We start from the raw sequence: 24,126 nt of genomic DNA on the forward strand, positions 1-24,126 counted from the left end.
GGTTTTCCACAAGAGTCCTTTTCTCTAGTGTATTACCCTTTTCGAGTTTTGAGCCAAATTCAGGCCTGTTCGCTCATCAAGGATTCATACTGATCCCCTGTAATCCGTCCCCCTTCTTTCAGAGTTTGGGCAATTTCCGATAAAGTTAAGACAGAATGGCCACAATAACCCTCTTCTTTCAGTTTCTCTTTCACTCCCCGCTCATGATCGATAAACACCACAATATCTTCCACTTCTAATCCCACCGATTTCAGTTTTGCCGCTCCTTCCATGGCACTGCGTCCAGTAATGAGGATATCCTCAATCACCACCACTTTTTCACCCGGTTCAAAATGGCCTTCAACTAACCGTTTTGCCCCATAATTTTTTACTTCTTTGCGAGGATAAATCATCGGATGTTCTAGGCGCAAGGCTAATCCCGTGGCGGTGGGTAAAGCTCCGTAGGGAATTCCAGCAATGCGGTCAAATTCTAAGGTCTTCAAAATATCAGCATAGGCGCTAACAATTTGATGGAAAATTTGCGGCAAGGAAATAATTTTTCTCAGGTCAATGTAGTAGGGAAACACTTGACCAGAAGCTTGCACATGATCCCCAAACGTGATGCAGCCAATATCATAGAGTTGCAGGATCAAATCTCGATAGGGCGTAGCGTCCAAGAAACAGACATCAGGAACCCATAGCTCGCAAGTCGGACGACCTTCGAGTTTTTGTTGTCGTTCTTGATTGATTTTGTCGCGTAAATCGGCGATCGCCTCCCTAGGTTTTTTTTCTGCGAATATTTTTGGAGGAATCGGCAGTAATAAGCCATCCCCACTGCTATTCAAACCCGCATCTAAAATTTCCGTAATCTCCGGGAAAATGCTATCATAATCCGTCAATAAAATCAACCGTTCTGGAGCGATAAGACGGACTTGTGCCAGCACATCCGGCATCACCTCCCCTAGGGATAAAGCCAGTTGATCGGGTGTGCCCCAACTTTGGGCAGCTTCAACGAGATGGAGATAGAGAGGGGTATCGCTATGGGGATAATCTTGGAGAACAGAGCCGGAAGGATTACCCGTATAACAGAGGACAAACACCAGGCGATCGCTATACATCAAAAACGGAGCCACTTGGTCTAAACCCGCATAGGGCAGTACCGTACAGCCATCCATTTCCCAAGTTTCAAACACCAACCGCGCAAACCCGGTACTCGTCTCTAAATTACTATATTGGGCATCCAAAATAATCGGAATAGAAACAGGAATCGATCGCCGAATCGATTGCAGTAAACGTATTCCCTCAGCACCTAAAATCTGATACGCGCCCAAATTCAAGGTATAGGCACACACGAGATCCTGAGTTTGGGAAATTCTCTCCTGTAAATCCTGCTCTAAATCCGGATCGAGATTCGCGTAGAGCAGACTCTCCGTTTTTGAGATCGCCCCTTCATACTTGTGCCAAAAAGTCATTATGCCTCCTGCTCAAACAGCACCCTAATATACTCGGCCTCGATAAACTCGTTTATGACGGGCTTTTTCCCCATCATTTTGCTCTGGCTTCTGCACAGAAGGCACAGCTTGCAGACGAGGTGGACTCTCTCCATTCTGTTCAGATGCAGCAAACGAATGAGAAGCACTCTCTAAAGATTCGTCAGAGTTCAGGGCACTCTCCAGGGAGGGAGGCGATTGGCTGTTCTCCATGTCCTGTTTTAAGGCTAGTAGACAAGAAACCAGGGGATCGTTGTGAATCGTTAATCCTCCCAGAGCCAATAGAACTTTCTTGATGCCCGCAATCACTTTAAGCGCTAGAGTATCCGCTTCAAAAGGCGGTAGAATATCCAGCGCTCCATAGGCGATCGCCGCTTGCCGTTGGGAATGAGTCACTTCCGGATCTGTACTCTCTAGCAGAATCACCCCAATTTCTGGATCTTGCTCTTGACAACAGCGACAGAATCCTTCTGGCTCTAAATCTGGAGTTTGTCGATCCATGAGAATCACCACCGGTTGCGGACGATCGCTAGATTGGATCTCTTCTAGCATTTCCAATACATTGGCGGCAGATGCTGCCAGGATTACTGCCAAGTTTTGGCAGATTAACACTCTTTGCCATATCCACCGTTGGAAATCGGAGGGTTGACATAAAAGAACAGTCGCTCTTGGATTAGTCATGGAAGGATTAGACAAATGGATTTAGAGTAGAGAAAATTGTAAAGTATAAGCTAAGTTTATATTTTAATCTTTTGATTAACGGTTTTTAAGGAATTCCTTACGATCGGTGTAACAGAAAACAGCACAAAAATTCTGTATCATTTAATTCATTTAATGGTCAGATCTTTCATGCACAATCAAATTTGAGATGGCTCAGGTGGATTCCTTTTCCCTAGGGTTTTCCCACGGTGAGAGAATTCACTCTTCTATTCAGTTGTTAATGAGACTTAAATAGTTTACCCAAAATCCGTATATTTAAGAAATGAGAAAACCCTATTTACAGCTTGAGGCAAAAGTCTCAAAGAAACCCACTCAGCCCCCAATCAGCATTAAGCAATACTCCCTTTGGTTTTGGGTAAGTTTAGGAATAATGACGGCTTTAATACCTCTTGGATGGCAGGCGATCGCCCAGGCTCAGACCCCCAGCACTTCAAGTAGTGACATCCCCGATCAAATCCAAATCGTGCTTAATACCCTGTGGGTAATTTTTGCTGGAGTGCTGGTATTTTTTATGAATGCTGGCTTCGCCATGCTAGAAACGGGCTTTTGCCGTCACAAAAGCGCTGTCAACATTTTAGCAAAAAATCTGATTGTATTCGCCTTATCTTCTCTAGCCTTTTGGGCCACGGGATTTGCCTTAATGTTTGGCGATGGTAACCCCTTCATTGGAGTGCAAGGGTTTTTCTTAAGTGGGCCTGACAATAGTCCAGCCATTGGTGAAGCCTATGAAGGCATCTATCGTTCCCTAGATTGGGCCGCGATTCCCCTAAAAGCCAAATTTTTCTTCCAACTCGCTTTTGCCGGTACGGCCGCCACCATTGTCTCTGGAGCAGTAGCTGAACGGATTAAATTTGCTGCTTTCATCCTCTTCAGTATCGGCTTAGTCGGATTAGCCTATGGCATTATTGGCCATTGGATTTGGGGCGATGGATGGTTAGCCCAACTAGGGTTTTGGGACTTTGCCGGATCGACCGTCGTTCATTCTGTGGGGGGATGGGGGGCTTTTATGGGGGCAGTTTTATTAGGGCCGCGCATGGATAAGTATCCAAATGGGCAAATTTCGGCTATTCCTGGTCACAATTTAGCCATTTCTACCCTAGGTTGTCTGATTCTGTGGTTGGGATGGTTTGGATTTAATCCCGGTTCAACTTTAACAGCCGATCCAGAAGCCATTACTCATATAATTCTAACCACCAATATGTCAGCCGCCGCCAGTGGATTAACAGCCACGATAGTGTCTTGGCGCTATTTTGGCAAACCCGATCTGACCATGATTATTAATGGCATTTTGGCGGGCTTGGTGGCAGTGACGGCATCCTGTGCTTATATCCATATTGCGAGTGCGATCGCCATTGGTGTAACCTCTGGCATCATCGTCGTCTTTTCAGTGGTCTACTTGGAACAATGGCGCATTGATGACCCAGTAGGAGCCATTTCTGTCCATTTAGTTTGTGGGATCTGGGGAACCTTGGCACTGGGACTCTTTAGTGTGGGGCCGAATATTTATCCTTGGTATAGCGACATGAACGGCCCATTGGCAGGATTATTTTTTGGGGGCGGTTATTCCCAATTCCTCAATCAGTTATTGGGGGTGTTGGCAGTGGGATTTGCCATGATTGCCTTTAGTTTGTTGTTATGGTTAACCTTGAGTTTTACAGTGGGGATACGAGTAACTCCCATGGAGGAACAAGAGGGCTTAGATCTGAGCGAACATAGTATGGAAGCCTATAGTGGATTTATAAAAGAGCAGGATTGAACAGAGATTGATGGACTGGGATAGCTGGTTTAAACGGATTGAAGATCTGGTGATGCTCCACTCTCCCAGTGGAGTCGAGGGGGAGATGACTCAGTTTCTGTTGGCTGAGTTTGAGCGTCTGGGAGTCGAGGTCAAGGTAGATTGGGCTGATAATGTGGTGGCTAAAATTCCGGGTAAAGATCGCAGCCGGGCGATCGCCGTTACAGCCCATAAGGATGAAATTGGGGCCATCGTCAAGCGGCTTAAACCAGGGGGACGGTTGGAGGTGGCTCGACTAGGAGGCTCGTTTCCTTGGGTGTATGGGGAGGGTGTGGTTGATATTTTGGGCGATCGCCGCACTCTTTCCGGTATCCTTAGTTTTGGCTCTCGCCATGTTTCCCATGAATCTCCCCAAAAACTCCAGCAGGAAACCCAGCCGGTAGAGTGGGAAAAGGTTTGGATCGAAACCAAACTGAGTCAGGAGCAATTGCAGGAAGCTGGAGTCCGTCCAGGAACTCGCGTAGTAGTGGGAAAACAGCGTAAGCAGGCCCTACGATTACAGGATTATATTGCCAGCTATACCTTAGATAATAAGGCTTCGGTAGCCATTCTTTTGGCTTTAGCCGAGCGAGTCAAAGAACCTGCCCTTGATGTCTATTTAGTGGCTTCGGCTAAGGAAGAGGTGGGGGCACTAGGCGCTTTATATTTCAGCCAGCGTCATCAGTTAGAAGCCTTAATTGCCCTAGAAATTTGTCCCTTAGCGCCCGAATATCCCATTGCTGATGGAGTCGCTCCGGTTTTGCTCTCCCAAGATAGTTATGGCCTCTACGATGAAGGCTTAAATAGGGAGTTACAGCAGGCAGCCGATGGGGTGAATGTCCCCCTTCAACGGGCGATTTTAAGTAGCTTTGGTAGTGATGCCTCCATTGCCATGAAACTTGGCCATGTGGCTCGTGGAGCCTGTTTGGGCTTCCCCACCCAGAATACCCACGGCTATGAAATTGCCCATTTAGGAGCGATCGCCAATTGTTTAGAAGTCCTGGTCAGTTATTGCGATCGCCTATGAATGATTCATTAATTGCCGAATCATGCTATTGGCTTGGGATGCATAGCCGCCGCCAAACAGATTAAAGTGATTGAGAATATGATAAAGATTGTAAAGAGTTTTGCGAATATTATAGCCCGGATTGGGGGGTAAAACTTGATGGTAGCCTTGATAAAAAGAAGCCGGAAAACCGCCAAATAATTCGGTCATGGCTAAATCAACTTCGCGATCGCCAATATAAGTAGCTGGATCGAAAATCACTGGTTCTCCAGACACCAAGCAAGCGGCATTTCCCGACCATAAATCCCCATGGACTAGGGAGGGTTGGGGGTGATGATCCCGCAACAGTTCGGGAAGGGCTTCTAACAGTTCTTTTTGCTGCGGAAAATTTCCCCCTCGCCGTTTGGCTAATCGGAATTGATAGCCTAATCGATGTTCCCGATAAAAGTCTACCCAATCGGCTGTCCAAGTATTAATCTGGGGAGTAGAGCCAATGGTATTATTGCGATCCCAGCCAAATTCTGGGCGGGGCGGTTGGGCACTGTGCAGATACGCCAATTTTCGCCCCATTTCTGCCCAAGATTGGGATTTTCCACTCCCGAATTCTAACCATTCTAAGACAATGTAGGCCGAGTTGCCTGCCACTCCCGTACAAAGAGGAGCCGGAACGCGGATGGTTTGGGTATCCTGCATTTGTTGTAAACCCAAGGCTTCTGCTTCAAACATTTCGATGTCCACAGCGCGATTGAGTTTGACAAAATAGGTGCGATCGCCGCTTCCCTGAACTTGATACCCTTGATTGATACAACCGCCACCAACGGAGCGATGGGATTGGATTTCAAAGGGTTGGTTAGTGACTTCGCTGATGCGATTGGCAATTAGATTCCACATGGCTCAGTTTGATGCTGCACAATTGATGCTCACAGACCCATTATTCGGGTTTTATGGTGACGATACCATAAGCTTCTGGAGAAAGATAGGAACGGGCAGCCCCTTGTAGATCTTCCACTTCTAGAGAGCGAATACAAGTGGGATAATTCAGCGCTAGGTTAACATCTTGGAGCATGGCTTGATGATATCCATACAGATTAGCGCGATCGCTCGGTGTTTCTGTGCCGAAGATAAACCGGTTTGCCACTTGTGTGCGAATGCGTTGCAGTTCTGAATCTTGCAGATTATAGCTTAGGGATGCGATTTGTTCGGCGATCGCCTCTTCCACCTCTTTTAGATGCTCCGTCGGCAACTGGGCCGCCACATAAAACAACCCTTGGTTATGATAAGTTAAATTCGCCGCCACCACACTCGACACTAAATTCCGTTCTTCCCGCAACTGGCGCACCAACCGAGAAGTCCGTCCTTGAGACAAGATAGAACTGAGAACATCAAACGCATAAGTTTTTTCCTGAGCCAAAGCACCCGGCACTCGCCACACCATCACCAACCGTGCTTGTTGTAAACTCGGATCGACAGACTCTCGACGCTCAATCGTCGTAAACGGTGCTTCACTCAAACCATTAAAAGGGGCAGCGTCTGACAACTGCCCTAATGTTGGTAGAACCGTTTTTGTGTTTTTCAACCGTTCCCCAGTTACCGTAAGGGTGCAACTATCCGCCACAATTTGGATCAACTCATCTACCGGCAGATTGCCCACCACCGCAGCAGTCAGGTTTTGCGGGTGATAATAGTGCTGATGAAAGTCCCGCATTTGTTCCGGTTTCAGGGTTTCAATCGTCTCTTTTGGGCCTAAAACCGGGCGACGATAGGGAAGCGTTTCAAAGGCTAATTCCATCGCTTTTTGATAGACTCGGCGACGGGGATTATCTTGAGCGCGATGAATTTCTTCAATCACCACCGAGCGTTCCCGTTCAAAGGCTTCATCAGGGATACTGGCGTTTAAAACCACCTCAAATTGCAGGGGTGCTAAGTCTATAAAGTCTTGAGGCGCGGTCGTGATATAGAATTGGGTGTAATCTTGGCTCGTCAGGGCATTGGTGATGGCTCCTCGTTCTTCGATCTGGCGCTCAAATTCACCTGGGGATAGATTAGGTGTGCCTTTGAAGATCATATGCTCTAGGAAGTGAGCCATGCCATTGATAGGGTCTGATTCTACCGCAGAACCGACGGGGAGCCACAGGCTTAAATTCACGGCATCCACTGGCATTTGCTCGGCGACGATGGTTAAGCCATTTTGCAGGTGACGCACCGTGGGAGCGATGCACCGTGCTGGAGTAGCTGACCTAAGCAGGGTTGAAGTCATTGAAGAAAAGTATCACAAGGTACAAGATTCTTCTTCTATGGTAAACACTTCTGCTAAAACTGGTGTGTATTGCTCGATTCGTTTTAGAGATCGTTAACTTTGGGGGGTTGGAGTTGGCTGGTGGGAGAGGGAGATATCTGGGATTTGGGGCGATCGCACTCCCGTTGTAGAATGTCTTTGATGAACTCAGGTAACCAGATGGGGTGGTTTAGAAATCATTTTATCTGAAAGCTGATGAGATTTTTACCGTGCGATCGCTAGTCATCATTCATGAAAACGGTAAAATACGAATTCTTAATTTAGATTCATTAATCGTTACCAATGCTCCGGATTGCAATAAATCTTGGCTTTTCTCAATAGCTTGAATAACGATATTTTCCAAATGAATCGGTAACACATTTTGTGTGCGAACTTGGATAACACTCGGTTTATTGTCCTGTGTTATTGCCAGTAATGCACCAAAGTCTAAATCATGGGTAAAAACAATATAGCCCTGGTCACTTGCCCATTGCATAATCTCTCTATCTGTTGCATTTGGATTGCCCACCGATGACCAATGTATTGCCTTAATTTCATACTTTCCAAAAACATCAATCCAATCGGGTGAAAGATTCATATCAATCACAATTTTCATGAGGCACTTAAAGAAAGTTCTATCTCTTCAACACGCCAGGCAGCATAAGCTAAAGATTCTCTCAAATCTTCAGGTTCTAGATAAGGATAGGCTTGTAAAATTTCATCATGAGAAGCACCGGTTGCCATTAAACCTAAAATCATCCCTACCGTGACTCTCATTCCTCGGATACAAGGTTTTCCGCCCATCACTTCTGGGTTAATTGTAATGCGGGTAAGTTGATTCATCGATCTTATTCCTTGATTCCTTATTTTAGTTCAATTTTATCTGGTTCTAGATAAAGGGCTATAGCCTCCCGAATATTCACATAAAATATATGATACCATATATTTACCTCCTCACATGAACTGAGTAACACATATAAAAATACTTATGAACGATCTACAAAAAATTTACGATACTCTTCGTTGTCTTCCTTCTGATGAACTGTATCAGCCCGATCTCATGACTCCAGATCAAAAGGAATATTGGTTTCAACTGCGATCGATGTATGAATTACAAGCAGAAGCTTGGAAGAGTAGCTATCTAGTCAAAGGGTATTATCCCCTTGACGAGAAAGTTGATCGAAGAGAAATCACTCAACAAAAGCAAGCTTTATTTCAGTTGTCTGTTCAAGAAATTCATGCTCGTTTGAAACTCTTTAATGCACTTTATACTCGTCTGGAACAAGCTAACACTATTCTCGACAGAGAGAGGAGAAAGGGTTTGTCTTGTGGTCTACTGATTGTAGATCAAATGATCAAATCAGTAACTCCAAATACTGATTTCAATTCTGGATGCGATTTGCTGATTCAGTCCCTGATAGATGATGCGAATAGTGATTTTAAGGATTCACTACATTATAGCTCTTTTTCTAAAAAAAAGTGGAGTGATATGTGTGTATTTTTCACTAAATATCTGGAAGATTACCGTCTCGGAAGATTTTCTTTGTCTCAGCAATTCAAGCAAGAACTACGCCGCCAAACTTCTCACCTTCATTTCTCAAAACCAGGAGTTACTTTTTCTTCCTTATTGCAATGTTCATTATTGAGCTTGGTTGATCGAGACTTTAAATCTAAATTCAATCAATATATTCCTACAGTTGTAGAAGCTGTAAAAGTAGCCAGTAGAGCAAGTCGCAAAGTGCGTAGCTATGAATGGCATCACGGAATCCTCAAACAAGGTTGTAAGCAATGTGGTACATACCATTAAAGCTTAACAAAACTTCACATCTGGAACAAGATTGAAAACAGGCATTGTTGTAGGGGTTAGGTTGGAGAAGTCCTTGATTTGGGGGTCAACTCAATGAATATCATTCTTAACATTATCTTTGGCATTTTCCTAGGAACAGTCTTATTCATTGGGAAAGAAACTGGAAATGGATTGTGCTTATTGAGCTTTTTCTTCTTGTTTGGAGTCTATCTTTTTTGGGCAGCATCCCAAATTTTACAGGAACTCCTCAACCTCTTGAGTGTCTTGGGCGCTTAACGTCAGAAAATCGGTATCGTTTCTAAATCGAAGGAGCTAGGGAGCGAGACGCTCCCACTCCATTAATATCAAAGGATTGGAGGAGTGCGGGCATCTTGCCCGCTAGTTATACCCTCTAACCGGATGTATAGTCCCCTAAAAACTTAACGAAACGTTACAATCGTTAATGTTCCCTTGTTTACTGCTCAGATCATGGCTCAGTCTCACTCCTCCTCCAAACCTCGCTGTATCGTTGTGGGTGCGGGTATTGGCGGCTTAACTACCGCCGCGCTCCTGGCTCATCGGGGGTATTCGGTGCTGATCCTGGATCAAGCCATTGTGCCGGGGGGATGTGCTTCCACGTTTAAGCGGCGCGGGTTTACGTTTGATGTGGGAGCGACGCAGGTGGCGGGGTTAGAGGCGGGGGGAATTCATCATCGGATTTTTCAGGAATTGGAGATCGAACTACCGGAGGCAACGCCTTGCGATCCGGCTTGTGCGGTGTTTTTGCCGGGGGAAAAAGAACCGATTTCTGTGTGGCGAGATCCTCTGAAATGGCAACAGGAACGGCAGCGACAGTTTCCGGGAAGCGAACCGTTTTGGCAGTTGATGAATACGCTATTTCAAGCGAGTTGGCGGTTTCAGGGGCGAGATCCGGTGCTGCCTCCGCGTGATTGGTGGGATTTGTGGCAACTGGTGCAGGCGATGCGCCCGGATACGTTGATTACTGTGCCGTTTGCCCTGTTGACGGTGTGGGATGCACTGAGGTTGATGGGGGTGGGAAAAGACGATCGCCTGAAAACCTTCCTCGATCTGCAACTGAAACTCTATTCCCAAGTGGATACCACGGAAACCGCTCTCTTGTATGCTGCAACCGCTCTGGGGGTTTCCCAGGAACCTCAAGGGCTGTATCATTTACAAGGGAGTATGCAAGTTTTGAGCGATCGCCTCGTCGCTTCCCTAGAACGAGATGGCGCTACCCTGCTCATGCGCCACACTGTCGAGCAAATCGAAACCAAAAATGGGCGAGTTACCGGCGTGCGTATTCGCAACCTGAAAACTGGAGAAACTTGGAGCGAAAACGCGGATCATGTTGTTGCTAATGTCACGATTCACAACTTAGTGCAACTTTTAAACTCTGACGATCTAGCCACCAAAATATACGCCAACGGCTATAGCCAGCGCCTAAAGCAAGTCCCCTCACCCAGTGGCGCATTTGTCGTTTATCTGGGAGTCGAACAAGCCGCTATTCCTGAAAATTGCCCGCCCCACCTACAATTTTTGTACGATCCCGATGGCCCCATTGGTGAGAATAATTCCCTCTTTGTCTCCGTCAGTCATCCCGGAGATGGACGCGCACCAGACGGAAAAGCCACCATTACCGCTTCTTCCTTTACAGATACAGAGCAATGGTGGAACAGTGCAGACTATGAGCAACTGAAGAAACAATTTACCGAAGCGGCGATCGCCCGTTTAAGTCAGTATTTCCACTTGACTCCAGAGACTATTATCCACGTCGAAGCCGCCACACCGAGAACCTTTGCCCATTTTACAGGGCGCGATCGCGGCATCGTCGGCGGTATGGGACAACGCCTAACCACCTTCGGCCCCTTCGGCTTTGCCAACCGCACCCCCATCGGTAACCTCTGGCTCGTCGGAGACTCCACCCACCCCGGAGAAGGAACCGCAGGCGTATCCTATTCTGCCCTAACCGTCGTTCGGCAGATTGAGATCGCGTCCAGCTAATCAGAAAAAAAGTAAAATTGAACTCATATTCAAACGTAGATCGAAGGAGAAATATCTATGAGTACAGAGCGCTGGAATGATGAACGGTTAGACCGTTTAGCCGATCAGGTATCCGATCTGCTCAATACAGCTCGCCAGCACGATCGCCTGATTGAAAGCAATGCCCGTGCCATCGAAAGACACGATCGCCTGATCGAAAGCAATGCTCGTATCCTTCAAGCTTTAGCCAATGCCTTAGCAGAAGCAGGGGAAGAAAGACGACAGCAATACGCCATTATGCTACAACATCAAGAAGAGATTCGCGGACTGCAAACAGAAAATCGCCGTATACTCGATGTCCTGCTTAATCAACAGAATCAGCAAAACGATTCTACCGATGAATGAACCTTCCCGAACAGCACATTCAAATTTTCACCATTTTCGTCATCCGAAACCAATCCGGTTGGGATAGATCGTTAGCAATAATCGTCACTTGCACCCTATCCCCACTCTGAATTTGCTCATCCCCCTTTTGAGTCGGGTAAATAAAATTGAGAGTCTCCATCTTAACCTGTTCAGCAATATCGGCTGGCAGAACTTGCTCCAGACGAACCGTGACATAGGTTTTTAAGTTTTTTACTCCCGCTCTCTTACTCACATCTGCGATCGCCATCTCCACCACCGTAGCGATCGCCTCAAACGTAATCGGTTTAGCACTCATGATCTTCAGGTCAACCTCCCCCTACCTATTTCCTATGTCGTTTTCTTAATCGAACTTTTCTTACTCGTTTTTTTATCTCCCTTCTTATCTTCCGAGTCTCCCGGAGCTAGAGGCCCTAACGTCACATCCGCATCTCCCGATCGAGATAAAGCCAATAAATTCTTGTACAGGGCATTGGGAAGCATGATATCTCCATATTGACCCGCTCCACTCGGTGCAGACTTACCAATAGATTTAACTGCTTCTACCGCAAAATTGGTGCAATTATACTTAAATAAATTATACTTAGCATCCTTTTTCGCTTCCACATATGCCATCAAGCCATCCACTTCCGGCTGAGTTAACGCATAAGATTTTTCACCCTTAGAAGCATGGGCTATATCCGGTTCTTCCACGCGCCCAGGAACCCATTTTTTCGGATTTAGTGAAAAGCCAGTATGACGGCGATCGAGACTGGTTCCACTCCCTGGAGTTTCTAAACGCTTCATCCGTGCGGTGCTATCATACGTCCATGTACTGGCTCTGTAAATCAGAGGATAAAACCCAAAAGAAGAACCGGTTGGCGACTGCAATAATCGTTTAGTCGGTTGACGCATAGCATCGGGCACATCGGTTGGATTGTTATAACTGAGCTTCAAAAACGTATGGCCCACATTCGCCTTAGCGAGGTCTGTTAACCCCAATCTACTCCGATCTGCTGTTTCCACATCTGCACAGAGCTTCAAGGTCGCAACCGGTGCTGTTACCGTTGTATCTTCAGTCGTGGTGGGAGCTGGCGTTGCAGTGGTGGGTGTAGATGTATCTGTTTCATCACCATCAGCCCGTTGAATTGAGGATTGAGTCGATTGGCGATTAAGGGGGTGTGAAAACCATAGATTATGGTGGTCTCCTAGGGGATAGCGCTGGATGGGGAAATTTAGTGCAGAGGGAGACTGAAGCGGGATGTTGCTTTTCCACCGATCGATCTTAGCTTGCATATCTGGAGCCAGTTCCCTAGGGGGCTGATCGGTTTGTAACTCAAAATTCGCCCCATCGGGTGTTCGTTGAGCCAAGGGTTGACGATCGCCAGTCGGTTGTATGGGTGTGGGTTTTCGAGACATGATAGGAGAGGGACTAAACCGAGGTGTTTTAGAACCCGTGCCCAGATTTTGAGAGGACTTCCGACGTATTCGCTGAGTAGACATACTCGCCCTTTGCCTCTGATATAAAATTTAAGTCTTGAATTTAAGCTTAACAGAAAAATTCTTCATGATTGAAATCGATCGCGCTTGTGTTACCTTTAATCCCGGTACTGCTCTGGAAACTCCCGCCCTCCGCCAGGTTTGCTTGAGTGTTCCGGCTGGGCAGTTTGTCACTGTCATTGGCTCTAATGGAGCGGGAAAATCAACACTGTTAAATTTAATTAGTGGCGATCGCCTGCCGGACTCTGGACGCATTGATATTGCTGGTCACAATGTTACCTCATGGCCCACCCAAAAACGGTCTAAATTAGTCGCTAGAGTGTTTCAAAATCCCCTCTTGGGATCTTGTGCGAATTTAACTGTAGAGGAAAATATGGCTTTAGCCGTTCAACGGGGAGGCTTTCGCGGCTTAAAATTAGCCCTTCCTAACCGTCGTCGCGCCCAATTTCGGGAGCAGTTAGCCCGTTTGGGATTAGGCTTAGAGCGCAGATTAGGCGATCGCATGGGATTATTATCAGGAGGACAACGACAAGCGGTAAGTCTGCTCATGTCTACCCTCGCGCCCACTCAAGTTTTATTATTAGATGAACATACCGCAGCCCTCGATCCGAAAACGGCTGATTTCGTCTTGGAGTTAACTCGCCAAATTGTCCATGAGCAGCATTTAACCACGATCATGGTTACCCATAGCATGAGTCAGGCCTTGAGCATGGGCGATCGCACAATTATGTTACATGAAGGACAGATTATTTTAGATATCGCAGGAGAGGAACGGGAAGGCTTAGAGGTGGCGGATCTGTTAGAGCGCTTTAATCAGCTTAAAGGGGAAGAATTGGCCGATGATTCCTTATTATTAGGATAATCCCCATTTCTGTTCACCTCGATGGATTGAACCATGAAGCTAAACCTGAACCCCAGTTGGCAAGAGAAGATCGCCCAGATCGCCAGCGATCGCCAAAAAACCTCAGAAGAGGTCGTCCAAGAGGCGATCGCCCTTTATTTAGGAGAAGTTGCCGCTAATTCCGGCGATCGTCTGGTTGTCTTAGAACAAGAAGTCGCTCTTCTAAAGCAAACCGTCAATCAACTGCATACCCTGATTACCGTCATCCGACAGCAACAACTCAAAGATACATCCAACCAAAAAACACCCGTTTCAGAAACTATTTTTATGCCCGAAATTGATGACGATATAGAGGATGAACCCGATGAAATTCTCTATGATTTTCTCGAACCGAGTTAACCCCCATTTTTTTGATTGCACCTTTGGTTTTATGCTGACGAGCTAAAAATGGGGCTGCGGCGATCGCTCCGAGCAGGTCTGCCTCTCCTATCCGCTTCAACTGTACCCAATCGCTCCCCATAGAGCCAACTGTCTCTCAGGCTTTGTCCTTTTGCCAACCCCCCATTCCTGCCAATCAGACTCACACCACTGTTAAGATTAAAGAAAGTCCTCACCGCCGAGACGGTGGCTATGATTGTTACTTTTTTCGGCTGTCGGCGACAGGGAAATTTTTAATTTTTAATTGAATCATGACTTGTATTCTTGTAATTGAAGATAATCCAGAAATTATCAGTAATGTAGTAGATTTTCTCGAAGCCGAAGACTTTGAAACCTTGAGTGCCGAAAATGGTCGCCTCGGTCTAGAACTGGCCTTTTCCCATCGAGTAGACCTGATTCTCTGCGATGTCATGATGCCCGAACTTGATGGTTATGGAGTCTTAAGTGCCCTGCGCCAAAATCCAGCTACAGCAACCGTTCCCTTCGTTTTCCTCACCGCCAAAGGAGAACGACAAGACCTGCGGGTGGGGATGAACTTAGGAGCCGATGATTATCTGATCAAGCCCTTCACCCCTGATGAACTATTAGAGGCGATCGCCGCTCGCCTAGAGCGCTCGGCCCAACTCGAACAGTACGATACGCTTACTGGGCTGCCCCAAATCAGCACCCTTGGCCAACCGGAAGGCTTCTTTAGTCAAGCCGTAGCCCAAAGTAACCTCAGCCGTTCTCTAGTGCCCTTTATGCTGATCGGCTTAGACCGTCTTGAGCTAATTCAAGAAGCCATTGGTCATCGTCAAGGAGAAGAGGTCTTAAAAGCGATCGCCCAACGACTCACTCAGTCGATCCAATCCCTCGGCGGCCAAGTGGCTAAAGGCAATGGGGCCCAATTTGCCGTAATGTTACCCCCAGTCGCCGATCAAACGGTGGCCACAGAGCAAGGCAAACGGATTTTAGAAGAGATTGCCCAACCTCTGGTCATCGGCCATCATACAGCGATCGTCACTGGCAGTATGGGCATCAGTTTCTATCCCACAGCCCCTAACTTTGACGAGCTGCAACGGCAAGCGAGTATCGCCCTGGGTAATGTCAAGAGCTTAGGCGGTAACCATTATCGTGTCTATGTTCCCCCCCTATTCGGACTTGACCAAACCAGAGACCTCAAACTGGAAGAAGACTTTTACCAAGCCTGGTTAGCCAACCGATTTCAAGTCCGCTACCAACCCAGAATTGAGGTCAAAAAACACCAATGCATTGCAGTAGCTGCCAGCCTTCACTGGGAACATCCCCAGATGGGTAACCTACCCGCTAAAAAATTATCCGAATTAGCCACAGGGTGCGGATTAAATTTAGTGTTAGACCAATGGATCTTAGAGCAAGCCTGTCAACAACTGAAAACGATCCAGGGTACAAAACAGCCCCTGCGTGTTGCCCTGCGGGTATCTGAACAGCTTTTTAGTGAAGACCTACTCGCTATTATCGATCGCATCGGTCAAACCCATAGCTTTCCTACGGCTCGCCTAGACCTAGAATTTTCAGCAACCACCTTACTCAGCGCCAAGAATCAAAATCAAATGGCAGCCACTTTGCGATCGCTCCAACAGCGAGGAATTTCGATTACCATTGATGGTTTGGGGCAGGGCAATCAGTTTCTTAAGGACTTAGGTTCCTTACCTCTCCATGCCTTGAAACTCGATGAGAGCTTAATTCAATACCCTCAGCAAAATCAGCCCCTGATTAAAGCCATGATTGAATTGTGCCATAACTGGAAATTGAAGGCGATCGCCACCGGAATTGCTACCCAGGAACAGCAAAGGTTTTTACAGCGCCATAACTGTGATTTAATCCAATATCAACAATCCTACGATCTCCGATCGCTCAAAGGACGTTTACTACAACGATTCTAAATTATGTCTCTATTTCCTATTCTGCCGATCGCGCCAGCGAAACGGAGTTTTATCGCTGCCCTTATGGTCATCACCCTAAGTCCGAACCTCCATCTGGCCCAACTTTCCCCATCCCTAGATAGCACCTCTTGGCAATGGATCGATTGGACTCAAGGGGATACTACCGAGCGTCCCCTTTCCCAAGAGCCAATTACCCTGATGTTCAAAGAGGGTAAGGTCAGTGGCTTTGGTGGATGTAATAATTATTTCTCTAGCTACCAAGTCGATGGCGATCGCGCCAGCGAAACGGAGTTTTATCGCCTCATCCTGTCCGCTCCCTTCGGCCGCACATTCAAAGCCTGTGGCAACCTCTCCCAGCAAGAAGACCAATTTTTAGAGCAATTAGGGCAAGTAGAGCGTTACCAAATTAACTCCGATGGAGAACTGTACTTGTTTTATCGTCACAATGGAGAAACCGGACAAATGCGCTTTAGACCCATTTCTGACTCTTCTCCAGCACAGACTTCCTTTACCGATATTCCCGATAACTATTGGGCCCAGGACTTTATCACTGTTTTAGTTGAGCGTAATCTGATGTCTGGATTTGCTGATGGCACATTTCGCCCCGATACCCCAGTCACCCGCGCCGAGTTTGCCAGTTTGCTCCAGAAAACCTTCGATCTCCCCCAAGTGCGTAAGCGCGTTCTCTTTCGAGATGTGCCCCAAGACTTTTGGGCCCAGGGAGCCATTCAATATGTGGCCACAACTATTCCCCAACTGATGGGGGGCTATCCAGGGGATCTCTTTCGCCCAGAAGAGCGGATTTTAAGGGTTGAAGTGCTGGTGAGTTTAGCCAATTTATTACGGGAAGTACCAGAGGTGGATCGAGATCTAATGTTAGCTTTATATGAAGATCGCCAGGAAATTCCTGATTATGCCTTAGAAAAAGTGGCGATCGCCACTCAACAGCAGATAGTGGTTAATTATCCTCAAATTCGGCAACTGCGTCCCAACCAACCTGCCACCCGTGCAGAAGTAGCAGCCCTCATCTATCAAGGGCTAGTGAAAACCAATCAAGCTCCCGAAGTGGAGTCCCCCTATCGCATTAATCCTTAATTTCTCCCCTTTTCCCACAAGCTTCACCTAATTCTCAGGTTATTCTAGATTCAAGATTGGGATAAATCCGATCCCGACAATCTAGATTCAGTCTAAACAGACAGTCCCTAGGGCGCATCTATCACCCGAACCGGGCCTATTCGGACTGCAACAAATTTCTGACTATTTCCATCAGGAAAAACGCCCTCTTTCAACCCTCTAGTTATTCTTTATCCTGATGAGGTGCTAGAGAATCGCGTTAATCTAACAGAAGAGTCATTCTTCTATCGCTAACTTTGAGGATCGAGGTATAGCGGGCTTTTGCTATCCCAACTTCTCAACAAACTGGTGTGAAGATGGCCGCTCCCTTCTAGGGGCCAAACGGGGTTATCCACCACTCTCAACCAAGCCAAACATGCTGAACCGTCAAAACTACCCGCTCAAAAACTTGACTTCAACTCCGGGATGGCAACGCTGGATTGGAGGCGCTCTTGCTGCACTAATCTTGATGGCACTAAAGGGAGTGGGCTTAGTCGAACAACTGGAGCAGTTAGCCTATCGAGGGTTATTTCAATTACGAGGAGAAGAATCTTGGCATAGTGATGTCGTGATTGTGGGCATTGATGAAATGACACTGAAAAATCGACAAAACTCCAATCACCCCCGCCAAATTTATGCCGCCCTTTTGCAGAATTTGGCCCCCAGTCAACCCCGGATGGTGGTTTTGGATATTTTGATGCACGACCCCTCCCCTGATGATGCACAGTTGGCTCAAGCCATGGGTCAAGTTCCCGTAGCTCTGCCGGTGGCTTGGGATAAGCAAGGAAATCAGAAAGACCCCACTCCAGCATTGGCCGCCAAGGCAGTGGTGATGGGCCATGTTCTGAGCAATCAAGATCATGATGGCTTAACTCGTACTGTAGAACCTCAATTGCGTCAGATTCCAGCCCTTGGGGTGGCGGTGGCGAATGCACTGAGGCCTGAGTCTCGGTTATTAGATGTAAATGACTCAGATCCCTTATGGATTAATTGGCCCGGATCGGTGCAACATTTACCCCAATATAGTTTCTCGGATGTGATGGAAGGGCGAGTATCTCTGGAGGAATTCCAGCACAAAATTGTGATTGTGGGGGCTAATGTAACGGGTTTTAATCCGATCCTGACTCCCTTTGATATTAATCCTGCCGCTAATGGGATTCATCTTCATGCGGCGGTGGTGAGTAATTTGTTATCCCATAATGCACTGCAACAGGTGGAGGCATCTTGGCATCCGGTATGGATACGGTTGTTCTATTTTGGTGGAGCGATTGGTTTGAGTTCTGTGGTGGTGCTTTGGTCGTTTCGCAAACAGGCGATTGTGGTGGTGGGGTTGGGGGGGCTATGGCTGAGTATTTGTTATGGTGCTTTCGGTTTTTATTATCTGTTGCCGGTGGTGTCTCCTTTGGTGTTGTTGGGTTTGACGTTGTTTATGGTGACGCTTCAAGATCGGTTGAAGATGAAGGCGATTTTGGTGGAGCGGGAGAAGCAGTTATTTGAGTCGGCGTTTTATGACCCGGCGACGGGTTTGCCCAATTATGCTTGGTTTATGGATCGCTTGGAGGGCTTACTTTCGCGAACTCGCGGACAATCGCAGCAGCCTTTGTTTGCGGTCTTTTTTATTTATATCGATCGCTCTAAGGTGGTGAATCCCGATTCGGGCCATCGGTTGAGTAATGAGTTGCAGGTGGCGATCGCCGGTCGCATTGAAGAAGCTTTGAGGCGATCGATTCCCCTCTATTCCTCTCGCTCTCTTTTGTCTCCCCATACTTCCCCTTTTTCCTCTCTTTCAGAGATTTCCTCTGTTGCTCCTCAATTTACGATCGCTCGTCTGGATACAGATACGTTTGCGGTTTTGCTTGAGCCTTTATCCTATCCATCCCAGGCGATCGATGTTGCCCAAAGTATTTATCAAACTCTCTCCCATAACTCGATTGGTTATGGTTTAGTCGCCAACTCCGTAGAGCCAGATGAAACGATGAGTTTACTGGCAGAAAATTTGTCTGCTATGACTGCATTTATTGGGGTGGCTCTATCGGCGGTTAATTCTGAGTTCGATCGCCTGTCAGTTAATATCTATTCTCAGGCAGAAAGTATGCTCAGAGATGCAGAAATTGCCATGTATCAAGCTAAGGTTAAAGAGAGCAATCATTATGCTATCTTTGACCAAAATCTCCACAATGCAGAAGTGCAAAGATTAGAACTGGAATTGGATCTGCGCCGAGCAATTAATCGCGCTCGCAGAGAACAGGAAAATTTGTCGGGTGCGATCGGTAATTCTAATCCTTCTCCTGGCCATTTTTCTTATGCCTCAGAATCATGGGTCTCGGATCTAGAAGCTCAAAGCGATTTTCGCCTCTATTATCAACCGATTGTTTCTTTTAACACCGGTCGAATTAGTGGATTTGAAGCCCTAGTCCGTTGGTATCATCCTACGCGAGGTATGGTTTCCCCGGTAGATTTTATCCCTTTGGCTGAAGAAACCGGCTTAATTATGGATTTAGGAGATTGGATTTTAAAGACAGCTTGTTATCAGTTAAAAGAGTGGCAAAATAAGTTTTCTCATGGACTCGATGTAACCATGGTGGTTAATTTGTCAAGTTTGCAGTTACATAATCCTCAACTCGTTCATCAGATTCAAACCTTACTGGATGAAATGAATTTAGATCATCGGTATTTAAAATTAGAAATTACTGAGAGTGGATTGATGGAAAATGAAGAGATTGCTCTAGGCTTATTGAAAACATTGAGAGAAGCAGGAATTCAGTTGAGTATTGATGATTTTGGTACGGGTTATTCTTCCTTGGCTCGGCTACATAATTTGCCCGTAAATACATTAAAAATTGATAAGTCTTTTTTGGAAAGAACAGCCTTAGATCATGAAAGTTGGGAGATTATTGAGACGATTATTATTTTGGCCCATAAGTTGGGATTGACAGTGGTAGCTGAAGGAATTGAAACCGGGGATCAGTTTGAATTACTTCATAAACTCAATTGTGATTATGGTCAAGGGTATTGGTTATCTCGCCCTATGGATGCTTCAGGAGCAACAGCACTGTTGGCGAAAAATCCCCAGTGGTAATGATCCTAGTGATGATAAACTAGAGGTTAGAATCTGCAAAAAAGGAAACGCTATGCGAATTTTGGTCATGGGTGGCACGCGCTTTATTGGCGTGTATTTAACGAAACTATTAGTAGACCAAGGTCATGAAGTGGTCTTATTTAATCGAGGTAATAAACCTGCACCTGTGGCAGGGGTGACGGAAATTCATGGCGATCGCACGGATGCCAGCGAAATCCAAGATCGGCTTGCTGGTGAAGAATTTGATGCGATTTTTGATAATAATGGCCGGGAACTGAGCGATACTCAACCTCTGGCGGATTTGTTTGCTGGGAAGGTGAAACACTTTGTCTATATGAGTTCGGCTGGAGTTTACTTAAAATCTGAACAACTGCCCCATATTGAGGGCGATTCTGTAGACCCGAAAAGCCGCCATAAAGGAAAGTTTGAAACGGAGAAATATCTCCAGGAAAAGCAACTTCCCTTTACTTCGATTCGCCCCACGTATATTTACGGGCCGTTGAATTATAATCCTTTAGAAGCTTGGTTCTTTGATCGTATTGTGCGCGATCGCCCCCTTCCCATTCCCGGTACAGGAAATGCCATCACTCAATTGGGTCATTGTTATGACTTAGCCCAAGCTATGGTAGCGGTTTTGGGCAATTCTCAGGCGATCGGCCAAATCTACAATGTTTCTGGGGAACGCTATGTAACGTTTGATGGATTAGCCCAAGCTTGTGCGATCGCCTGCGGAAAATCCCCGGAAGAGATCCAAATCATTCATTATGACCCCAAACAATTTGACTTTGGCAAGCGCAAAGCCTTCCCCATGCGCGTTCAGCATTTCTTTGCCGATATTCACAAAGCCAAAACCGAACTCAACTGGCAACCGAAATATGACCTAGTGTCTGGCTTAAAAGATTCCTTGACAACTGATTATTTGGCTCAAGGGAAAGATAAACTAGAGGTCGATTTTTCCCTTGATGACCAAATCTTGAACCGTTAACTCTCTTGTTTTTCCAGACTGGCTCTTATATCAAATCCTTAAATGGTTGCTAGTTTCTGTGTACTGTAGAGACCTGGGTGCGATTCGTGCGGGTTTCCGCAAGCGGACATGAATACAAAAATAGTTGTCAGCCTACAAGATTTGGGTATAATATCAAGTCCGGTTTCCGCAAGCGGACATGAAAATGTGTTAAGAAGCGGGCAAGATGCCCCCACTCCTCGAATTCTTTGATATGACTGGAGTGGGAGCATCTTGCTCCCTGGATTTTTAATTAGGGTATTTCCGCTTCGCGGACATGAATAAGCGAACTTGATATAACCCGCCCCTACAGAGATCTGTAGCGTAAATAAATAGATTTGATATTACTGCCAATTCTCCCAATCCTCATTGAGAATTGAGGTATTGGGAAAAGCGATGGGATTTCCCTGATTGACTAATCGCCTTTGCAGTTGTTCTAATTGCGGTTCCGGTGCGGGCAAATTATCGACTAATTCATAGGGCATAATCTCGTTTTCTAGGGCAAAAATTACTGTATTTCCGGCGGCTGCACCCACTGACCATTCAAAGGAATGCACCCGATAAGCGGCGGCGGCAATATGACTAGCAGCGATACTTTTTCCGGCAATTAAAAAGTTATCCAGTTGTTGGGGAATCATGGCTCGTAGGGGAATTTGAAAGGGATAAGCCGTACCAGCACCTCGACGCTCTCCTTCACGCTCAGTGTTTCCTGGTTTTTCTGGGGGAGTTTCGGTCATGCAGGGGTGAAAGTCGATCGCATAATGACCAATGCCGACAGAATCAGGATAGATGGTGGAGCGGGTGCGCCGTTGGGGAGGATTAGGTAAAGTATCGGACTGCAAGACCTCGATCGCCTCTAATCCGGCGATCGCCGCTCGAAAGGCTCTGTATTCGTCTGGCGGTAAGGCTTGTTGGTAATAGTCATCTGTATATCCCTGGCGGGAAATATCGATTTCCCAGATCGTAAAGCCATCGGGATAGGCCCAACTGGGACGGCCGATAATCCGTCTGCCTTCGCGCATATAGGGGTATTTGGAGAGTCCATGAGCGGTTCCCATGGGCGAGTCTAACCCGGATAAAAAGCGATAATTGGGATGGGTGTCTTTTACTCCATCCCCCAATTGAGAATCCGTAGTACCCGCTACTAACCAGTAATAAAATCCTAAAGCATGTTCTTCCGCTTTGCGTAAGGCATCCACCCGCAAGCCTCCCATCCATCCCCCAGGCTGCAATTGCCCCATGGCTTGCAGTTGGTTTGCGGTATAAATAAAGTTATCAACTGAAGTTCCGGGACGGTAATCATTGCCCCAAGTCCAGTTTTGCATGGCAATATCGCCAGGAGTGGGTTTAGTAAAGCCAATGCCACCAAATCGGGTACTTTCTCCGGTTTGCGGACTCCAAATCCGCCGATAGGTGAACACCAGATCGAAACTGGCTAGGCGCTCTAATTCGTAGCTATAGTAAGGGGCATATTGGGGGTAAAACTCTGGCATCACCTGGGGTTGGGGTTCGTCCGTGGCTTCCATGGCGAAGGTGTAGGTAAAGCCTTGGGTGCAGTAAGGATCGCCGGTTTCACTGGCGGAAGAGGGTTCTAGAGGCGATCGCCGATCGATCCCCAGACGATGGGGAATATTAGTCAGTCCAATTAATTCTCCGGTTTCCGTCGCATCGATGACATACCAGGGTTTATCCTGGGGTGATATGAAGCGGATAATACTTTTAGTGAGATACGGGGAATCCTCATAGGTGTAAGCATCTTCCAGGGTTTGGGAGAGAAACCGGGTATTTAGGGGAGGAGCTGAAGGTGCAGGCTGGTGTTGAATGGCGATCGCCCCTTCAATCCGGGTGCGATTCGCATTATAATCCAGGTCTTTGACCACCGTATTCGGATACCAATGGAGCCTCCCCTTTCCCCGTTTTGCCGCCGCTTCTAGCATCTCCATCAGGATCAGATGACCATCTTTAGGGAGGAAACAGGAGACACTCACCCAACAGTCCCCTGGATTAAGTTTGCCATAGCGACGAAAGATGCGATCGCGCAACTCCAAATACCCGCGAGAATAAAACAACTGCGCTCTCTGCGTCGTTCGCTCATCCAATGCCGAAGTTCCCTGGGATGAAATTTGACCCCCTAACCAGTCCGTCAACTCCGTCAAACAGACCGTTTTTCCCCCCAACAGTGCCTCATAAGCGGTCGCCGTTCCTGCCAGTCCACCTCCCACCACCAGTAGATCGCAGGAGACCGTTTTATCCGGTTCTGGACTCGCTAGTGCCGCGCTTGATGAGAATCCAGTCAGGATTAAGGTACAGAGTAATCCTAGATATTTTGTGATCGTAGAGCTTAAGTAGATGTAAGTTCGAGTATCGAGTCTATCCATTTTTCAACCGTTTATGCCCGCCTTGATATCTTGGTTAGATTAAGGGTATTAACCAAATCACTCATCATCCTAACAATCAGTCATCAGCAACGGGTAAGCTCTTGACGTTCAATTCATTGCCCCATGGCTTATCATCGAAAAATGTGGGTAGAAACCCCGTCCTTCTAGGACGGCTTTACGTTATAATAAGGGAAAAGCCACATTGACCTTAAAGGCGGGTGAAACTCCCAGTGGTGGGACACTCAGTTAAAAGACGGTTAACCGAAATGGTTAACTTGGTGGAAACACTCTGAACACAGCCCCCACAAGCAAAGACTTTGAGTGAGTGAAGCAAAATACTTACAAGTAGCCTGAATGGTGGCAACACCGGACAGAGTAGTGGGAATTGGCATCCCCTATCGCGCAACACTGGTATTCGACTAAAAACGGTATTGGGA

The 24,126-nt window shown here is 46.7% G+C and carries 21 protein-coding genes; 12 read left to right on the top strand and 9 right to left on the bottom strand.

Annotation, left to right across the window (positions count from 1 at the left end; all coding sequences use genetic code 11):
• Window positions 1-59: 59 nt before the first annotated feature.
• Both pyrE and PMG71_RS00505 read right to left on the bottom strand, forming a co-directional pair.
• Entirely contained in the window at window positions 60-1,451 is a 1,392-nt protein-coding gene (pyrE, locus tag PMG71_RS00500; protein ID WP_283751669.1) for an orotate phosphoribosyltransferase, read from the bottom strand.
• Window positions 1,452-1,475: 24 nt separating this feature from the next.
• Window positions 1,476-2,150, bottom strand: coding sequence for a response regulator (locus tag PMG71_RS00505; RefSeq protein WP_283751670.1), 675 nt, complete (start codon window positions 2,148-2,150; stop codon window positions 1,476-1,478).
• A gap of 301 nt (window positions 2,151-2,451) precedes the next feature.
• Here PMG71_RS00505 and PMG71_RS00510 point away from each other — a divergent pair, with 301 nt between their 5' ends.
• Together PMG71_RS00510 and PMG71_RS00515 are read left to right on the top strand one after the other, a co-directional pair.
• Complete coding sequence (locus PMG71_RS00510; RefSeq protein WP_430540985.1) at window positions 2,452-3,945, top strand: ammonium transporter; 1,494 nt, start codon at window positions 2,452-2,454, stop codon at window positions 3,943-3,945.
• A gap of 10 nt (window positions 3,946-3,955) precedes the next feature.
• Entirely contained in the window at window positions 3,956-4,990 is a 1,035-nt protein-coding gene (locus PMG71_RS00515; protein WP_283751672.1) for a M42 family metallopeptidase, read from the top strand.
• Here the strand turns inward: PMG71_RS00515 and PMG71_RS00520 are convergent.
• From PMG71_RS00520 to PMG71_RS00535, 4 genes are all read right to left on the bottom strand, one after another.
• Complete coding sequence (locus PMG71_RS00520; protein WP_283751673.1) at window positions 4,985-5,860, bottom strand: fructosamine kinase family protein; 876 nt, start codon at window positions 5,858-5,860, stop codon at window positions 4,985-4,987. The two genes, PMG71_RS00515 and PMG71_RS00520, sit on opposite strands and share 6 nt — an antisense overlap.
• Before the next feature lie 40 nt (window positions 5,861-5,900).
• A complete protein-coding gene (locus tag PMG71_RS00525; protein ID WP_283751674.1) occupies window positions 5,901-7,226 on the bottom strand; it encodes a M16 family metallopeptidase in 1,326 nt (441 codons plus the stop codon).
• Window positions 7,227-7,494: 268 nt separating this feature from the next.
• A complete protein-coding gene (locus PMG71_RS00530) occupies window positions 7,495-7,860 on the bottom strand; it encodes a DUF5615 family PIN-like protein (protein ID WP_283751675.1) in 366 nt (121 codons plus the stop codon).
• Window positions 7,857-8,087, bottom strand: coding sequence for a DUF433 domain-containing protein (locus tag PMG71_RS00535; RefSeq protein ID WP_283751676.1), 231 nt, complete (start codon window positions 8,085-8,087; stop codon window positions 7,857-7,859). Before PMG71_RS00535 ends, PMG71_RS00530 begins: the two co-directional genes overlap by 4 nt.
• 145 nt (window positions 8,088-8,232) lie before the next feature.
• Here PMG71_RS00535 and PMG71_RS00540 point away from each other — a divergent pair, with 145 nt between their 5' ends.
• The 4 genes from PMG71_RS00540 to PMG71_RS00555 all read left to right on the top strand — a co-directional run bounded on the left by PMG71_RS00540 (window position 8,233) and on the right by PMG71_RS00555 (window position 11,436).
• Window positions 8,233-9,051, top strand: a complete 819-nt coding sequence (locus PMG71_RS00540; protein ID WP_283751677.1) for a hypothetical protein — start codon at window positions 8,233-8,235, stop codon at window positions 9,049-9,051.
• Window positions 9,052-9,144: 93 nt separating this feature from the next.
• A complete protein-coding gene (locus PMG71_RS00545; protein WP_283751678.1) occupies window positions 9,145-9,327 on the top strand; it encodes a hypothetical protein in 183 nt (60 codons plus the stop codon).
• 192 nt (window positions 9,328-9,519) lie between these two features.
• Complete coding sequence (gene crtD / locus PMG71_RS00550; RefSeq protein WP_283751679.1) at window positions 9,520-11,052, top strand: C-3',4' desaturase CrtD; 1,533 nt, start codon at window positions 9,520-9,522, stop codon at window positions 11,050-11,052.
• A 57-nt stretch (window positions 11,053-11,109) separates the two neighbouring features.
• Window positions 11,110-11,436 carry a hypothetical protein gene (locus tag PMG71_RS00555; RefSeq protein WP_283751680.1) on the top strand — a complete coding sequence of 109 codons (327 nt, stop codon included), beginning with the start codon at window positions 11,110-11,112 and terminating at the stop codon, window positions 11,434-11,436.
• Window positions 11,437-11,455: 19 nt separating this feature from the next.
• On the opposite strand, the gene PMG71_RS00560 is transcribed toward PMG71_RS00555, so the two are convergent.
• Both PMG71_RS00560 and PMG71_RS00565 read right to left on the bottom strand, forming a co-directional pair.
• Window positions 11,456-11,752, bottom strand: coding sequence for a hypothetical protein (locus PMG71_RS00560; protein ID WP_283751681.1), 297 nt, complete (start codon window positions 11,750-11,752; stop codon window positions 11,456-11,458).
• Between the two features lie 32 nt (window positions 11,753-11,784).
• Window positions 11,785-12,852 (bottom strand): hypothetical protein, encoded by a 1,068-nt coding sequence (locus PMG71_RS00565; RefSeq protein ID WP_283751682.1) that lies wholly within the window; start codon window positions 12,850-12,852, stop codon window positions 11,785-11,787.
• A 148-nt stretch (window positions 12,853-13,000) separates the two neighbouring features.
• On the opposite strand from PMG71_RS00565, the gene PMG71_RS00570 reads away from it, so the two are divergent.
• From PMG71_RS00570 to PMG71_RS00595, 6 genes are all read left to right on the top strand, one after another.
• Window positions 13,001-13,795, top strand: coding sequence for an ABC transporter ATP-binding protein (locus PMG71_RS00570; protein ID WP_347179159.1), 795 nt, complete (start codon window positions 13,001-13,003; stop codon window positions 13,793-13,795).
• Between the two features lie 33 nt (window positions 13,796-13,828).
• On the top strand, window positions 13,829-14,173 hold the full coding sequence (locus tag PMG71_RS00575; protein WP_283751684.1) for a hypothetical protein: 345 nt from the start codon (window positions 13,829-13,831) through the stop codon (window positions 14,171-14,173).
• Between the two features lie 290 nt (window positions 14,174-14,463).
• Window positions 14,464-16,116 (top strand): EAL domain-containing protein, encoded by a 1,653-nt coding sequence (locus PMG71_RS00580; RefSeq protein ID WP_283751685.1) that lies wholly within the window; start codon window positions 14,464-14,466, stop codon window positions 16,114-16,116.
• A gap of 3 nt (window positions 16,117-16,119) precedes the next feature.
• Window positions 16,120-17,211, top strand: a complete 1,092-nt coding sequence (locus PMG71_RS00585) for an S-layer homology domain-containing protein (RefSeq protein WP_283751686.1) — start codon at window positions 16,120-16,122, stop codon at window positions 17,209-17,211.
• 394 nt (window positions 17,212-17,605) lie between these two features.
• Window positions 17,606-20,308, top strand: a complete 2,703-nt coding sequence (locus PMG71_RS00590; RefSeq protein WP_283751687.1) for an EAL domain-containing protein — start codon at window positions 17,606-17,608, stop codon at window positions 20,306-20,308.
• 52 nt (window positions 20,309-20,360) lie between these two features.
• On the top strand, window positions 20,361-21,293 hold the full coding sequence (locus PMG71_RS00595) for an NAD-dependent epimerase/dehydratase family protein (RefSeq protein ID WP_347179160.1): 933 nt from the start codon (window positions 20,361-20,363) through the stop codon (window positions 21,291-21,293).
• Window positions 21,294-21,655: 362 nt separating this feature from the next.
• Here the strand turns inward: PMG71_RS00595 and PMG71_RS00600 are convergent, their stop codons facing one another.
• On the bottom strand, window positions 21,656-23,689 hold the full coding sequence (locus tag PMG71_RS00600; RefSeq protein ID WP_283751689.1) for an FAD-dependent oxidoreductase: 2,034 nt from the start codon (window positions 23,687-23,689) through the stop codon (window positions 21,656-21,658).
• Window positions 23,690-24,126: the final 437 nt, after the last annotated feature.

Origin of the sequence: Roseofilum acuticapitatum BLCC-M154, from assembly GCF_030068475.1 — a bacterium.
Classification (GTDB): Bacteria; Cyanobacteriota; Cyanobacteriia; order Cyanobacteriales; family Desertifilaceae; genus Roseofilum; species Roseofilum acuticapitatum.